The organism is Psychromicrobium ferritrahens, from assembly GCF_043789415.1.
Taxonomy (GTDB): domain Bacteria; phylum Actinomycetota; class Actinomycetes; order Actinomycetales; family Micrococcaceae; genus Renibacterium.
Genome location: NZ_JBDLLW010000004.1, coordinates 58,175 through 73,032, shown reverse-complemented (window position 1 = coordinate 73,032; position 14,858 = coordinate 58,175). Strand labels below are relative to the sequence as shown.

Sequence of the window (14,858 nt, the reverse complement as noted above, 5' to 3'; positions counted from 1 at the left end):
GCTGTCGCAGCAGTAAAACTCAGTGGGATCGCTGGCTGAGAAATTCGTGGCTTCTCGGCGGGCTAGAGCAGACTCATCAGCCAGCGGGCCGTAACGCCCACCACGGTGGCCCAGATCAGCGAGGCCAGAGTGCCGATGATGAATCGTTCGCTCGCCGCCGGACTTTCCTTCAATTCCGGATACCGGCCCAGTCCCTTTACGGCGATCACGTAGGCGATCGCCACCGGCTGATCGAAGACCAGGCAGAGCACCACGGCTAGACGTTCCAGGACGCCGATCAGCAGCCCGCCGCGGAGCACTTTCGATGAGTTCTGGCTGGGTTGCGGGCGTTCAGCTAGCTTCTCGATCTCAGCCGAACCGGCTGTTTGCTCGGCCTGGGCTGCTTGCTCACTCTCTGGGATCGCCGTCGGCAAACTCTCCGAAGCCGTTTCATCCGTCGCCTTGGCCTTGAGATCCACATTGCGCGCCAATTTGAGGACCAGGGCGGTCAGTGGCCAACCGAGAAGGCTCGCCACCAGCAGAGCCGCGATGATGATCAAAAACGTCATGACTCCAGCCTACGTTCGGCATCCCGGCGATGGCTTCCCCGACTCAGCTCCATTCCTCAACGGTCCGATCCGCGAGTTCCAATAACAGCGCTGCGGCATCCCGCCCCGCCCACTCCTCAAGCCAGCCAGAACGTCGGACGGCGTTGCTCACCGCTTGCGGGCTGACCTGGAGAGCCGCCGCCACCTCGGCTTGATTCCCGCGCACCCCAGGGGTAAGCCGGTCCAGGATCCGCCATTCCGCAGCGCTCCTCCCGCTCACCAATCCCCCGAGCAATCGGAGCACCGCTTCCGCCGCCGCTATCTGCTTGCTCGGAATAGCACCGCAGACCGCCAACGGAACTCGGTTCCCGGATTTCTTGGCCTGCTCAACTGCTTCGCGTGCTGCGATGAAAGCACTCCCCTTGGCATCGCGGGAATGTTGAAAGACCGGGGTCTGCACCGCCCCAACCCCGATGCCGATGTACCACTGGCCCGCGCGAAGAGCGCGCATCGAGACTTCCACGACGTCCTGCGCAGAAGGCAGCACCCCCTGCAGCTCATCGCCGACGGATCGCTCGAAGGGCAAGAGCGTCGACACGCCCTCCAGCTCTTTGACCAGGCCGGGGATCAGATCCTCGCTCCGGCGGCTGCCCCGTTGATCAATGGTCATCACGAACATTGATCAACCATATATGTTTGATTTCAGTAAATCAATCTTTATTGCTTGATTTACTGAAATCAACCGAAGAGATTCACTGGTTTGACGATATCGGCGTAAATCAGCAGAGCACCCATCACGAGCATCAAGGAGGCCACTACATAGGTCAGCGGCAAAAGCTTGGCGATATCGAAGGGTCCCGGGTCCTTGCGCTTGAAGAGCTTCGCGATCCGACGTCGGGCCGCCTCGTAGAGCGCCCCGATCACATGCCCGCCGTCCAGCGGCAGCAAGGGGATCAGGTTGAAAACGCAGAGCGCGAAGTTCAGCCCGGCCAGCAGACCGAGCAGCGTGGCGAACCGAGCACTCAACGGCACATCCTCCATCGCTGCGACTTCACCCGCGACCCGTCCCACGCCGACCACCGAGACCGGGCCGTTCGGGTCGCGCGGCGCGGAGCTGAAGGCCGCCTGAGCCACCGCGACTAGCCGCTGCGGAAGGTTGATCACTACACCCGCCACTTGGGCGATGTTGTTGCCCACTGCGGGCAGTACCGCGGTGATCGGCTGCTGCACGTTCTGGCTCGTCGGGCTCACCCCGATGAAGCCGACGTCCTGGGTCACTGCCTTGCCCGAGGCGTCCTTCTGAGGGGTACCTGCGGCAGTCAGCACGGGCCGGGCCGTGAGCACCGGGGTGATCGTGAGTTGCACGGTCTGCCCGTTGCGCTGCACGGTGACCGGAACATTCTTTCCAGCCGAGGTTCGAATCCAGGAGGTGAGCTCATCCCAGCTGGTCACGGTCTTGCCGTCGAAGGAGCTGATCACATCACCCGGTTTCAGGTTCGCCGCAGCGGCCGGCGTCGGCGTGCAATTCGCTGGATCAGCCGCGGTCTCCCCTTCTTTGACCTGGCAGGCGTTGACCACTGAGAGCGTAGTGGTCGGCTGCGCGACTCCGAAGCCCATAAGCAGCACGGCCATCAGCACGGTGCCGATCAGCAAGTTCATGAAGGGGCCGCCGAGCATGATGATGATCTTCTTCCACACCGGCAGCTTGTAGAACACCCGGTTCTCATCGCCAGGCCCGACTTCTTCGTGCGCCATAGCGCGTGCCTCGGTAGCCAGCTGCTCGAACCGACCGGCCTTGCGCTGGCGCTTCTCGCGCTGAGCGGCTCCGGATTCCGCCAGAGTCTGGAACATACCCGTACTGGAGGGCCGGATGCTGCCATCGGCCTTATTCGGCGGATACATGCCGATCATCGCGACATAACCGCCCGCTGGAATCGCTTTGATCCCGTACTCGGTTTCGCCCTTCTTACGCGACCAGAGAGTGGGCCCGAAGCCGATCATGTAGCGGGTGACCCGCACCTTGAAGAGCTTCGCGGGCACCAAGTGACCCACCTCGTGCAGCGCAATAGAGACGCCGATCCCGAGGACGACGAAAAGCACCCCGAGAACAAAAAGCAATACCGTCACGATCAATCTTCCCGCTAGTTCTGCTTAGCCAAACGTTCCTGAGCCCGTAACCGTGCCCAGTTTTCAGCGTTCAGCACCGCATCTAGCGTAAGCCCCTCTGCTGATGCCCCCGCTGAGTGTTCGCTGAGCACCGCCTCAACGAGATTGACGATGCCCAGGAAATCCACTCTGCCCTGATGGAAAGCGGTCACGGCCTCTTCATTCGCGGCGTTGAACACCGCGGGGTGGGTTCCGCCCTGTTTCGCGGCGTCCCTGGCCAGTTCGACGGCGGGAAAGGCTTCGCTGTCGAGCGGTTCGAAGGTCCACTCAGTGGCTTTGCTCCAGTCGCAGGGCTGCGCGGCGCCCCTGACCCGTTCGGGCCAGGCGAGGCCGAGCGCGATCGGCAAGCGCATATCCGGCGGGGAGGCTTGCGCGATGGTGGAGCCGTCAATGAACTGCACCATGGAGTGCACCACTGACTGGGGATGAACTACGACATCGATCCGATCCAGGGGTACGTCGAAGAGCAGGTGAGCCTCAATGAGCTCCAAACCCTTGTTGACCAGGGTCGCCGAATTGGTAGTGACCATCAGCCCCATATCCCAGGTGGGGTGCTTAAGAGCCTGAGCCGGGGTGACCCCCTGCAACTCGGAGCGCTGCCAGCCCCGGAATGGCCCGCCGGAAGCGGTCAGAATCAGCCGGTCGACTTCCTCCGGAGTGCCGGAACGCAGAGCTTGGGCGATGGCAGAATGCTCAGAGTCGACCGGGACCAGCTGCGCTCCGTGCTCTCGGGCGGCGTCCTTGACCAATTGGCCGCCCACGATGAGTGACTCTTTATTTGCCAGCGCTAGCGTGGTTCCGGCCTGCAAGGCAGCCAGCGTAGGGGCCAATCCAATCGAGCCAGTCACTCCGTTGAGCACAACGTCCGTCGGCAGGGCGGCGATCAGCGCGGCGGCATTCGGCCCGGCCTCGATCTGCGGTTGATAGCCCGGGGCTAGCTGGTGGATGATGGCTCGGAGCTCTTCGGGATCCCCGGTCGCGATGCCGATCACAGCAGCTCGGGTGGCAACGGCCTGCCGAGCCAGCAGCTCAAGCTTTCCGCCGCCCGCGCTCAGCGCGGTGACCAGGAAACGCGGCGCGCCGTCCTCATGGAAAGCCCGTTCGATGACGTCGAGGGCCTGAGTGCCGATGGAGCCGGTAGAACCGAGAATGGTGACCCGGCGAGGCTGCGAGGCATCGCCGATGATTTCAAGATGCATAGACCGAGTATCTCGCATACTCGGCTGAGAGAAGCTAACATCCACCCCTTTGAGGTGAGCAAAGCCACCTTGGGGAAGCCGCCTGCCAAGGGTAACGTGGGCAGCATGAACACAGCACAGAGCTCAGCGAATAATGCCAAGGGCCAACGGCTCGTCGAATTGCACAACGCCCCGGAACTGCTCCAGGTGATCAATGTCTGGGACGTGATCTCCGCCAAGGTCATTGCGGACCTGCCTGGGACCAAGGCCTTAGCCACGGCAAGCCACTCCATTGCGGCTTCACTGGGGTATGAGGATGGCGAGAACATCCCACGCGAGCTGATGATCGAAGCGGTGGGTCGGATCGCAGCCTCCACCGAACTACCGGTCAGCGCAGATCTCGAAGCGGGCTACGGCGACGCCGGGGAGACGGTTCGGCAAGCCATCGGCGTCGGCATCGTCGGGGCGAACCTAGAGGATCAGCTGAAGCCCTTTGACGAAGCCGTGGCCGCGGTCCGCGCCGCGGTAAAAGCCGCCTCCGACGAAGGAGTCACTTTCGCCCTGAACGCTCGCACTGATGTGTTCGTCAAAGGCGGCCCGGACGCCGATAAGAACGAGCAGATCGCCGAAGCCGTGAAGCGTGGCAAGGCCTTCCTCGACGAAGGAGCGACCAACGTCTTCGTCCCCGGGCTTTTCGATGAAACGACAGTCAGCGCGCTGGTCGAAGGCCTGGGCCGGAATAAGCTCTCGGTGATCGGCATCCCGGGTTCGCTCGCACCCGCGAAGCTCAGCGAACTCGGCGTCAGCCGGATCTCCTACGGCCCGCTCACCCAGCGGCTGGCACTCACCGCGTTGCAGGCAGCGGCAGAGAACCTCTTGGCCGGAGGCGTGCTGCCCGAAGGCATCAAGCCGCTCAATTAACACCGCCCATCGAACCAAAACCGCTCTTATCCGTCGCACCTTAACCAGCTGTTCGTTAACCAGCCGTCCCATTGAATGTTGCAGATGTTTCCAAGGTGAACCTTGTGAGTGTGCATCTTTCACTTCCGTAACACTCAGTGGGACGGCTGGTTTGGTGAGCGAGAAATTTAGGCTTGGCCGGCGCGTCGCAGAGTCGCTTGGGCGTGTTTGAGCACCGGGCCGTCGATCATCCGGCCTTGGAAACTGAAGACGCCGTTCTGTGCCTCGGCAGCCGCCGCCAATAGCGCACGAGCGTATTCGACGTCGGCTCGCGGCGGCTGATAAGCCCGTCGCAGGTGCTCCACCTGGGAGGGGTGAATGCAGGCGGTGGCTGAAAAACCTGAAGCCACCGCGTCTTGGGCTTCCCGGTAGAGACCGTCGACGTCGGGGATGTTCAGATAGACGGCGTCGATAGCGGCCTTGCTATAGGCGCCCGCGGCCAAAAGCACTTGAGACCTGGCCTGCAGCGCCACCGCGCGGTAGCCGCCGTCCTCATCGCGGGAGGAGGTACCGCCGAGCGAGGCCACCAGATCCTCGGCTCCCCACATCAGCCCCACCACATTGTGGGCCTGGGCGATCTCCGCGGCCCGCACCACGCCGAGCGCGGTCTCGCAGAGCGCGAGCACCGGGTAATCGGCGAGCGCCTGGGCGATAGCTTGCGCATCTTCCGCTTTGGCCACCATCACGGTTCGGTAGGCGGTGCTGCGCAGCGCTTCCAGATCGAGAGCGAACTCCGGGGTGTCGAGCGGATTCACCCGGACCACGGTGCGCTCCGGATCCAGTGGATTCTCGATCAGTGCCTGCCGGGCTGCGGCCTTCGCTTCGGGGGCGACGGCGTCCTCCAGGTCGAGGATCACGGCGTCGGCCCGCTCGGCGGCCTTGGTGTAGCGCTCGGGGCGGTCCGCCGGGCAGAACAGCAGAGCCGGGCCCATGGTGAAAGCTTCCACGATCAAGCTTCCTTTCGGCCAGAAGCGGCGGCGGCTTGGGCGTTGGCCCAGATCAGACAGCTTCGGGTCGCTTCGGCCACCATCACGCCGTCCTGGTTCTTGCCTACCAGCTTCATGGTGGCGATGCCCTGACCATGCCGTGAGGCGGAGAGCCGTTTCTCGGTCACCACGGTCTCGGCGTAGAGCGTGTCGCCGTGGAAGACCGGGTGCGGAAAGCGCACGTCGGTGAGCCCGAGCTGGCCGATGATGGTGCCCTGGGTGAGCTGTGCCACCGAGAGTCCTACCACGGTGGAGAGCGTGAACATCGAGTTCACCAGCCGCTGTCCGAAAGGCTGGGTGGCGCTCCAGGCGGCATCCAGGTGCAGCGCCTGGGTGTTCATGGTGAGCGTGGTGAACAGCACGTTATCCGCCTCGGTCACAGTACGACCGGGGCGGTGCGCATAAATGACGCCGGTTTGCAGTTCATCGAGGAAGAGGCCGCGCTGCTCGATCACCGGCAACTCGGAGTCGGCCGGCTCAGGGCTCGGCCCTAAGAGGTTTTGCAGTTCAGACATTGGGTTCCGCCTTTAAGTCCACGGTGAGCGGCGCTCCGGTGGCCGCGACGACGCCCTCCACCGAAACCCCCGGAGCAGTTTCGCGAAGCACTAGCCCCTGGCCAGCGACCACTTCGATCACCGCAAGATCGGTAATAATCAGGTCCACACAGCCCTTACCGGTGAGCGGTAACGTGCACTCGCTGAGGATCTTGGGCTTGCCGTTTTTATCGGTGTGCTCCATCATCACGATGAGCTTCTTAGCGCCGAAGACCAGGTCCATTGCGCCGCCCATACCCTTGACCATCTTGCCGGGGATCATCCAATTGGCCAGGTCACCATTCTGCGCGACCTCCATGGCGCCGAGCACCGCGACGTCGACGTGACCGCCGCGCACCATGCCGAAGGAAGCGGCGGAGTCGAAAAAGGCAGCACCCTTATTGACCGTGACGGTCTCCTTCCCGGCGTTGATCAGGTCCGGATCGACGGCGTCCTCGGTGGGGTACGGCCCGGTGCCCAGGATGCCGTTCTCCGAGTGCAGCACCACCTCCACCCCCTCGGGGATGTAGTTCGGGATCAGCGTCGGCATTCCGATGCCCAGGTTCACGTACTGTCCGTTTTCCAGCTCCTGAGCCACCCGGGCAGCCAGTTCGTTTCGAGTCAGAGTCATGATGCAGCTCCCGTATTCGCTGAAGGTTGGGCAGAGCCGGGATTTGGGGCAAGAGAGTTAGTGGGGGACGGATCAGCCGACCAGGGAGTGGCATCGGGCACCGCGAAGCGGGCGGGGGCGGTTGATCCGTCTCCGCCGATGGCCGCTGAAACTGTCCGCTTCTCAATCCGTTTCTCGGAGTGCGGCGCTCCGACCGGCACATGCACCACGCGCTGCACGAAGATCCCGGGCAAATGAACCTGTTCCGGGTCCAGCTCTCCCGGTTCCACGAGCTCCTCGACCTCGGCGATGGTCACCTTGCCGGCCATCGCGCAGAGCGGGTTGAAGTTCATCGCGGTGGCGTGGAAGACCAGATTGCCGTGCCGATCACCCTTGGCGGCGTGCACCAGGGCGAAGTCGGGGGTCAGCGATTCCTCCAGCACGTAATCGGCGCCGCCGAACTCGCGGACCTCCTTGGGTTCCGAGGCGATCAGCACCTTGCCCTCGGCGTCGTACTTCTGCGGCAGGCCGCCCTCGGAGACCTGGCTCCCTACCCCGGCGGTGGTGTAGAAAGCGGGAATACCCGCCCCACCGGCTCGCAGCTTCTCTGCCAGGGTGCCCTGCGGAGTGAGCACTACCTCGAGCTCACCGGAGAGGTACTGCCGGGCGAACTCCTTGTTCTCCCCCACGTAGGAGGAAATGGTCCGCCGGATCCGCCCGTCACTGAGCAGGATGCCCAGACCCCAGTCGTCGACCCCGCAGTTATTGCTCACGGTCTCCAGTTCGGAGGTGCCCTGGGCGTGCAGCGCGTCAATCAGCGCCACCGGAATACCGCACAGCCCGAAACCGCCGACGGCGAGCGAGGCTCCATCGGGTATATCGGCTACCGCTTCAGTGGCACTGGCGACTGTTTTGTCGATCATCCTCGATCTCCCTCTACCCAATCCTTTATTTCGGCCTTCATTCCAGCCCGTTTCCCTGGACAGCGAAGCCTAGAGACCCAGTTCCCGGGCGATCAGCATGAGCTGAACCTCGGTGGTGCCTTCGCCCACTTCAAGTATCTTGGAATCGCGGTAGTGACGCGAGACAGTGAATTCGTTGATAAAGCCATAGCCGCCGAAGACCTGGGTCGCGTCGCGGGCGTTGTCCATCGCGGCCTCACCGGCGATCATCTTGGCCATCGCGGCTTCGGTTTTGAACGGCTTGCCCGCGAGCATCCGGCCTGCCGCATCGTAGTAGGCCAGCCGGGCGGTGTGCGCACGGGCCGCCATCCGGGCGATCTTGAACTGAATGGCCTGGTACTTGCCGATATGGTTGCCGAAGGCCACCCGTTCCTTGGCATAGCGCACCGATTCGTCCACGCAGCCCTGTGCCGCTCCGGTGGCCAGAGCGGCGATCGCGATCCGGCCCTCGTCGAGAATGGAGAGGAAGTTCGCGTAGCCGCGGCCTGCGACGCCCAGCAGGTTCTCCTCAGGCACCCGAACGTCCTTGAGGGTCAGCGGGTGGGTGTCGGAGGCGTTCCAGCCCACTTTGTTATAGGCCTTCTCGGCGGTGAACCCCTCGGTGTCGGTGGGTACCAGGATGGTGGAGATCTCTTTTTTGACTGTGTTTTGCCCGTTCGGGCCAGCCACCCGGGTCGATTCGCCCGTCACCGCGGTCACCGTGACCAGTCGGGTGATCTCGGTGCCAGAGTTGGTGATGAACTCCTTATTGCCATTGATCACCCAGTTACCGTCTTCCCGGCGAGCTTTGGTCTTCGTGCCGCCGGCGTCCGAACCGGCCTCCGGCTCGGTCAGGCCGAAGCCAGCCAAGGCCTGCCCCGAAGCGAGCATCGGCAGCCACTGCTGCTTCTGCTCCTCGGTACCGAAGCGATACACCGGCATCGCGCCGAGCGAGACCCCGGCTTCCAGGGTGATGGCGACCGACTGATCGACCCGGCCCAGCTGTTCCAGGGCCAGCGCGAGGGCGAAGTAGTCCCCGCCCATACCGCCGTATTCCTCGGGGAAGGGCAGCCCGAAGAGGCCCATCTCGCCCATCTGCTTGACCACTTCGTAGGGGAAGCTGTGCTCTTCGTCGTGTTTGGCGGAGACCGGGGCCACCACTTCGTCAGCGAATTCGCGAACGGTATCGCTGAGGTCCTGATATTCCTCGCTCAGTCCGTAGCTGTCTGAGTTCGTCATGATTGCTCCTGGTTCCGCGCCGACTCTTCTGGTCTGGCTGTATCTGAGGTTTCAAGGGGGTGAATAGTGGCGAGGACCTGATGGGCCTTGACCAAGTCACCGGTGTGTACCGCTAGCTTGACCACTCCGGCCATCGCAGCGGCGAGCTGGTGTTCCATCTTCATCGCCTCCACGGCGAGCAGGGTCTGGCCCTCGACGACGGAATCGCCATCCGCGACAGAGAGTGAGACCACGGTCCCCGGCATCGGTGAGCGAACCGTGGGGTCGGCGCTCCCTTCGGCCCGGTCCATCGCCGAATTCTTTGCCTCGACGATCTCCTGACGGCTTCGCTTGTGCAAGGCGAAGCCCACACCATCGCGGCCCAGCCAGAGGGTCTCCGTGACGGCGTCAAAAGCGTAGTACCAATGACGACGCAGGCCGTCGACCGTCAGCGCCAGCTGTTCGCCATCGAACTCCAGCTCGCCGTCGCCGACGGTGACCCGGTGGTTTTCCAGCCCGTTGGCGATAGAGAAGGAAAGCGGCCGATGCGCGCCGATCCGCCAGCCGTTCGCTGAGCCCCAGACAGAATCGCCGACCGTTGTCTGATCGATCAGTTGCGCGGCGAAGAAATGCGCTGCGGCTTGCAGCTCGTCCTCCCCAGGAGCAGCGAAAACGAAGCCCGGTAGCTTCCGCTCGATCATCGTGGTGTCCAGCCGCCCGGCCCGGACGTCGGCGTCGCCCACCAGCAGGCGCAGGTATTCGATATTGGTCTTCACGCCCAGCACCAGAGTCTCCGCGAGCGCGGAATCGAGCTTACTCAGCGCGGACTCCCGGTCTTCAGCCCAGACGATCACCTTGGCCAGCATCGGATCGTAGTTCGAACCGACCTTCAGGCCTTCCAGCAGCGCCGAATCATTACGCGACAGCGGCGATTCGGCGAGCGCGAGCACCGTTCCGGTCTCCGGCAGGAAGCCCTGCTCCGGGTTCTCGGCGTAGAGCCGGGCCTCCACCGCGTGACCGGCCAGCACGACGTCGTGTTGCTCCAGGGTGAGCCGCTCCCCTGCCGCGATCCGGATCTGCCATTCCACCAGGTCCACACCGGTCACCATCTCGGTCACCGGGTGTTCAACCTGCAACCGGGTATTCATCTCCATGAAGAAGAACTCGTCGGGGGCGTCGTCGGAGACCAGGAACTCAACGGTTCCGGCTCCCGTGTAGTTCACGCTGCGTGCAGCATTGCAGGCAGCCTCACCGATCCTGGCCCGGGTTGCTTCGTCCAGCAGCGCGGAGGGCGCTTCCTCGATGACCTTCTGGTGCCGCCTTTGCAACGAGCATTCGCGTTCACCGAGGTGGATCACGTTCCCGAAGTTATCGCCCAGCACCTGTACTTCGATATGCCGGGGCGTGGACACCAGCCGCTCCAGGAACAGTGTGTCATCGCCGAAAGATGACGCCGCCACCCGGCGCGCAGTCTTGAGGGTTTCCGGCAGTTCCTCGGGACCGAACACCGAGTGCATGCCCTTCCCGCCGCCACCGGCAGAGGGTTTGATCAGGATCGGATAACCGATCTCGGCCGCTGCTTCAATCAGCGCCTGATCGGAGAGCCCCGGTTCAGCGATGCCGGGCACCACCGGCACCTGATGCTGCTGTACGTGGTTCTTGGAGCGGATCTTATCGCCCATTACCTTGAGCGCTTCGAGGTTCGGTCCGATGAAGGTGATTCCGGCGGCGTCGAGGGCTTGGGCGAAGGCCAGGTTCTCACTCAGGAAGCCGTAGCCGGGGTGCACCGCCTGAGCGCCGGTCTTCCGGCAGGCCTCCAGCACGGCGTCGATCTTGAGGTAGCTTTCCGCGGCCGAAGCGGGGCCGATCCGGACCGCGAGGTCCGCCTCGCGGACATGCCGGGCATCGGCGTCGGCGTCGCTGTACACCGCGACGGACTGGATCCCCATGCTGCGCAGGGTGCGGATCACCCGGCAGGCGATTTCGCCGCGGTTGGCAACGAGAACTGTCTGAAACATCGTCATCTGCTGTGTGCTCACCTTTTGGCCGATCACATTCTGAACAGGCCGAAGGAGGTCTCCGGCAGCGGGGTCTGCGAACATACCTGGAGCGCGAGGCCCACGATGTCCCTGGTGTCGGCGGGGTCGATGATGCCGTCGTCCCAGAGCCTCGCAGTGGAGTAGTAGGGACTGCCCTGTGCCTCGTACTGCTCTTTGATCGGCGCTTTGAAAGCCTCTTCGGCTTCCGCTGACCACTCCTCGCCACGGCCTTCGAGCTGCTCGCGGCGCACCGTGGCCAACACCGAGGAGGCCTGAGCGCCGCCCATTACTGAGATCCGGGCGTTCGGCCACATCCAGAGGAAGCGCGGGCTGTAGGCCCGGCCGCACATCGAGTAGTTCCCGGCGCCGAAGGAGCCACCGACCACGACGGTGAGCTTGGGCACCCGGGTGGAGGCCACCGCGGTCACCATTTTGGCGCCGTTCTTGGCAATGCCACCGGCCTCGTAGTCCCGGCCGACCATGAAGCCGTTGATGTTCTGCAGGAAGAGTAGCGGGATGCCACGTTGATCGCACAGCTCGATGAAGTGCGCGCCCTTGAGCGCGGATTCGCTGAACAGCACGCCGTTGTTTGCGATGATGCCCACGGGATGACCGTGGATATGCGCGAAGCCGGTGACCAGGGTGGTGCCGTAGTTCTTTTTGAACTCGTGGAATTCGCTCGCGTCGACCAGCCGGGCGATGATCTCGTGGGCGTCGTAGGGGGCCTGAACATCCACCGGAACCGCACCATAGAGCTCGTCAGGGTCTACCACTGGCTCACGGTTCTCCACGGTATCCCAGGCCGGGGCTTCCGGCAGAGGTAAGGTGGAGACGATATCCCTGACGATCTGCAGGGCATGCTCGTCGTTCTCGGCGAGGTGATCGGTGACGCCGGAGATCTTCGAGTGGACCTCGCCGCCGCCCAATTCTTCAGCGGTGACGATCTCCCCGATGGCGGCCTTCACCAGCGGCGGGCCACCCAGGAAGATGGTGCCCTGGTTGCGCACGATGACGGTTTCATCGCTCATCGCGGGCACATAGGCACCGCCCGCGGTGCAGGAGCCCATCACCGAGGCGATCTGCGGGATTTTGGCGGCGGAGAGCCGGGCCTGGTTGTAGAAGATCCTGCCGAAGTGATCGCGGTCCGGGAAGACCTCGTCCTGCTTGGGCAGGAACGCTCCACCGGAGTCAACCAGATAGATACAAGGCAGCCGGTTCTCCAGGGCGATCTCCTGGGCGCGCAGATGCTTCTTCACCGTCATCGGGTAGTAAGTGCCGCCTTTGACGGTGGCGTCATTGGAGACCACCACAACCTGACGTCCGTGCACCAGGCCGATCCCGGCGATCACTCCCGCGCCGGGGCATTCGTTGTCGTAGAGTCCATCGGCTGCGAGCGGCGCGATCTCCAGAAAAGGGCTGCCTTCGTCGAGCAGCTGGTCAATGCGCTCACGGGGCAGCAGCTTGCCGCGATCGATATGCCGCTGCCTGGATCGCTCTGGTCCGCCGAGCGCTGCGGTATCCAGCTTCTCTCGCAGCTCTTTGAGAAGTTGCCGATGACCCGCATCGTTGGCGGCGAAATCCTCGCTGCCCGGTACCACCGATGTGGTCAAAGTCTCCATTGGCTTCCCTCTCACCTGTCTCCCACCCAGTGGGCGCACATTCTCGGTACCCGAACCAACCTGGGTTAGTATTCACTAACTGAGTTTTAGGTTAGTCTTTATTAACTGTGATGTCCACCACGGAAGGTGCAGCTGTGGAAGCCCCCGTTGATGACGCCGGTCAGGCGCTGGAAGACCCTCAGCTCCAGGAATCCGGCCCCACCCAGCGCAGCCAGGCGAAGGCCACTCGCCGAGAGGCGCTGCTCCACGCGGCAGCCCAGCTCTTCGCGCAACGCGGCTTCAACGGGGTTTCGATCGAGGAGCTCGGCTCCGCTGCCGGGGTGAGCGGGCCCGCGGTGTACCGCCACTTCAGCGGAAAGCAGACCATTCTGGCGGCCCTCCTGGTGGGGGTCAGCGAAGATCTGCTCGCCGGTGGTCGTTCGGTGATCACCGCTCAGACCAGCGCGGAGCAGACGCTCCGCTCGCTGGTGGAGTTCCATGTGGAGTTCGCCTTGCAGAACGCCGATATCATCCGGGTTCAGGACCGAGATTTAGCCAGCATGAGCACCGAGGACCGGCATACCGTGCGGGCACTGCAACGGGATTATCTGCAGCTCTGGGTCGGAGTGCTCAGCCAGCTGCACCCCGCTGCGGAAGAACCGGAACTCAGGATCCGGGCGCACGCCGCTTTCGGACTGATCAATTCAACCCCGCACTCCTTGCGTTCTCCCGGCAAGGGGGGCAGCATCCCAGCCAAGAATGTCTCAGCCAAAACTGCACGCCCGATCCTGGAGCAGATGGCCCTGGCCGGACTGCTGGCCTGAGGCACTCTCGACGTCGGGTTATTCTTTCCACTCACCTCACTTCGCCTCACTTCGCCTCACCTCACCTCACCGAGGACCAGAGCCCACTGAATAAGGGGTTTCAGTGGGCCAAACTAACCCCAGCCCAGCGAAACGCTGATTCGGTGGGCCAGAATATGGGCATAGACAATGGCCCGGCCGGCCTCCTCAGCTCCGCCCCGCCCCGCCCCGCCGGTAAACCGTCTATCACTCGCCCTCAACAAGCCCGCTACTGAGCAGTTTGTCCACATCGACAGCTGCTCGGCTGCCCTTCGAGAGAACGATCGACAAAACTGACAGGGTGGCTGATCCCGTCGAAGTCCTCGCTGCCCAGCACGGCGGTGCCAGGTGGAAGCTCCTGACCGAGCGGGGAGTTAGCTCCTCGCAGCTCGCCGCGGCGCTGAGGAAGGGGCGAGTCGTCAGATTCGGCTACGGCGTCTACGGTTTGCCCGGAATCAGCAAAACGCGAGTAGAGACGCTGCGGCATGGAGGAACGGTTGCCTGCCTCAGCGCTGCTCAGGAACGGGGGTTCTGGGTGCTGATTCCTCCCGACTTACCCCATATTGCCCTCGATCGCGGCGAACCGACGCCCGGTTTCATCAGGCACCGAGCCAAGCTGCCGCTCTCCGATTCGGACGTCGTCATACAAGTTCTGCGCTGCGCCGATGAAGTGCAGGCCTTGGTGGTGCTGACCTCGGCGGTACGGCAAAGCCGCGTGAGTCTCAGCGAGTTGCTCCAGCGTCTGAAGGGCAAACGGGATGCCAAACTGCGTGCCTTGATCCGTCGCTGTGACCCTCATGCGGAGTCAGCCTTAGAAGTCGCCTCGCGCTTTCACCTGGAGAACGCCGGGTTCGTGGTCGCTTCCCAGGTCTATCTGCCGGGTCTTGGCCGGATGGACCAGTACATCGACCATGCCCTCGCCCTGGAACTGATGGGAAAGCAATATCATCTGAACGACCGAGCTTTCGCGGAGGACCTTCGGCGTTTCAACCTGTATACCGTCGCCGGAGTTCCAGTGCTCCGGGTCGGCTTCGCCGTCGTGGTCTATCGCCCTGAAGAGTTCATCGCTCTGGTGGGCCGGGCAATGGAAACCGTGCAAGCTCGCAGCGTGCACTGAACGCGGGCAAAAGAGCCGTGGGCACCGAACCGCACCCCTCACAGCGTCAGCGGCAAAGCCACGTTCCTGCCCACCGAATGCGTGTTTCAGTGGGCAGGGATACTGAGTGCCCACAAACAGACATAAGTTGGAGGAGGAAACCT

The 14,858-nt window shown here is 63.3% G+C and carries 14 protein-coding genes; 3 read left to right on the top strand and 11 right to left on the bottom strand.

The genetic code is table 11. The features are described from left to right. Nucleotides 1-62: 62 nt before the first annotated feature. The 4 genes from ABDK06_RS14000 to dxr are packed head-to-tail and all read right to left on the bottom strand — an operon-like array spanning nt 63 to nt 3,892. Nucleotides 63-548, bottom strand: a complete 486-nt coding sequence (locus ABDK06_RS14000; protein ID WP_394942096.1) for a hypothetical protein — start codon at nt 546-548, stop codon at nt 63-65. Between the two features lie 43 nt (nt 549-591). Next, nucleotides 592-1,206: a MarR family transcriptional regulator gene (locus ABDK06_RS13995; RefSeq protein ID WP_394942094.1), complete on the bottom strand. Its 615-nt coding sequence runs from the start codon at nt 1,204-1,206 to the stop codon at nt 592-594. 59 nt (nt 1,207-1,265) lie between these two features. Then, a complete protein-coding gene (locus ABDK06_RS13990) occupies nt 1,266-2,657 on the bottom strand; it encodes a M50 family metallopeptidase (RefSeq protein ID WP_394942316.1) in 1,392 nt (463 codons plus the stop codon). Between the two features lie 11 nt (nt 2,658-2,668). After that, entirely contained in the window at nt 2,669-3,892 is a 1,224-nt protein-coding gene (gene dxr, locus ABDK06_RS13985; RefSeq protein ID WP_394942092.1) for a 1-deoxy-D-xylulose-5-phosphate reductoisomerase, read from the bottom strand. Nucleotides 3,893-3,997: 105 nt separating this feature from the next. Here dxr and ABDK06_RS13980 point away from each other — a divergent pair, with 105 nt between their 5' ends. After that, nucleotides 3,998-4,792 (top strand): isocitrate lyase/PEP mutase family protein, encoded by a 795-nt coding sequence (locus ABDK06_RS13980; RefSeq protein ID WP_394942090.1) that lies wholly within the window; start codon nt 3,998-4,000, stop codon nt 4,790-4,792. Nucleotides 4,793-4,959: 167 nt separating this feature from the next. On the opposite strand, the gene ABDK06_RS13975 is transcribed toward ABDK06_RS13980, so the two are convergent. From ABDK06_RS13975 to ABDK06_RS13945, 7 genes are all read right to left on the bottom strand, one after another. Continuing rightward, on the bottom strand, nt 4,960-5,763 hold the full coding sequence (locus ABDK06_RS13975) for an HpcH/HpaI aldolase/citrate lyase family protein (protein ID WP_394942314.1): 804 nt from the start codon (nt 5,761-5,763) through the stop codon (nt 4,960-4,962). A gap of 17 nt (nt 5,764-5,780) precedes the next feature. Beyond that, entirely contained in the window at nt 5,781-6,332 is a 552-nt protein-coding gene (locus tag ABDK06_RS13970; protein ID WP_394942088.1) for a MaoC family dehydratase, read from the bottom strand. Then, nucleotides 6,325-6,981 (bottom strand): CoA transferase subunit B, encoded by a 657-nt coding sequence (locus tag ABDK06_RS13965; RefSeq protein ID WP_394942086.1) that lies wholly within the window; start codon nt 6,979-6,981, stop codon nt 6,325-6,327. Before ABDK06_RS13965 ends, ABDK06_RS13970 begins: the two co-directional genes overlap by 8 nt. Further along, nucleotides 6,978-7,883: a CoA transferase subunit A gene (locus tag ABDK06_RS13960; protein WP_394942084.1), complete on the bottom strand. Its 906-nt coding sequence runs from the start codon at nt 7,881-7,883 to the stop codon at nt 6,978-6,980. The genes ABDK06_RS13965 and ABDK06_RS13960 overlap by 4 nt, the downstream gene beginning before the upstream one ends. A gap of 69 nt (nt 7,884-7,952) precedes the next feature. Beyond that, nucleotides 7,953-9,140 (bottom strand): acyl-CoA dehydrogenase family protein, encoded by a 1,188-nt coding sequence (locus tag ABDK06_RS13955; RefSeq protein WP_394942082.1) that lies wholly within the window; start codon nt 9,138-9,140, stop codon nt 7,953-7,955. Then, entirely contained in the window at nt 9,137-11,137 is a 2,001-nt protein-coding gene (locus tag ABDK06_RS13950; RefSeq protein WP_394942080.1) for an ATP-binding protein, read from the bottom strand. The genes ABDK06_RS13955 and ABDK06_RS13950 overlap by 4 nt, the downstream gene beginning before the upstream one ends. Nucleotides 11,138-11,169: 32 nt before the next feature. Next, entirely contained in the window at nt 11,170-12,777 is a 1,608-nt protein-coding gene (locus ABDK06_RS13945; RefSeq protein ID WP_394942078.1) for a carboxyl transferase domain-containing protein, read from the bottom strand. 134 nt (nt 12,778-12,911) lie between these two features. Here ABDK06_RS13945 and ABDK06_RS13940 point away from each other — a divergent pair, with 134 nt between their 5' ends. Beyond that, the gene (locus tag ABDK06_RS13940) at nt 12,912-13,580 is read left to right on the top strand and encodes a TetR/AcrR family transcriptional regulator (RefSeq protein ID WP_394942076.1); all 669 of its coding nucleotides are present in this window, start codon (nt 12,912-12,914) and stop codon (nt 13,578-13,580) included. Nucleotides 13,581-13,899: 319 nt separating this feature from the next. Beyond that, nucleotides 13,900-14,715: a hypothetical protein gene (locus ABDK06_RS13935; RefSeq protein WP_394942074.1), complete on the top strand. Its 816-nt coding sequence runs from the start codon at nt 13,900-13,902 to the stop codon at nt 14,713-14,715. Nucleotides 14,716-14,858 lie beyond the last annotated feature (143 nt).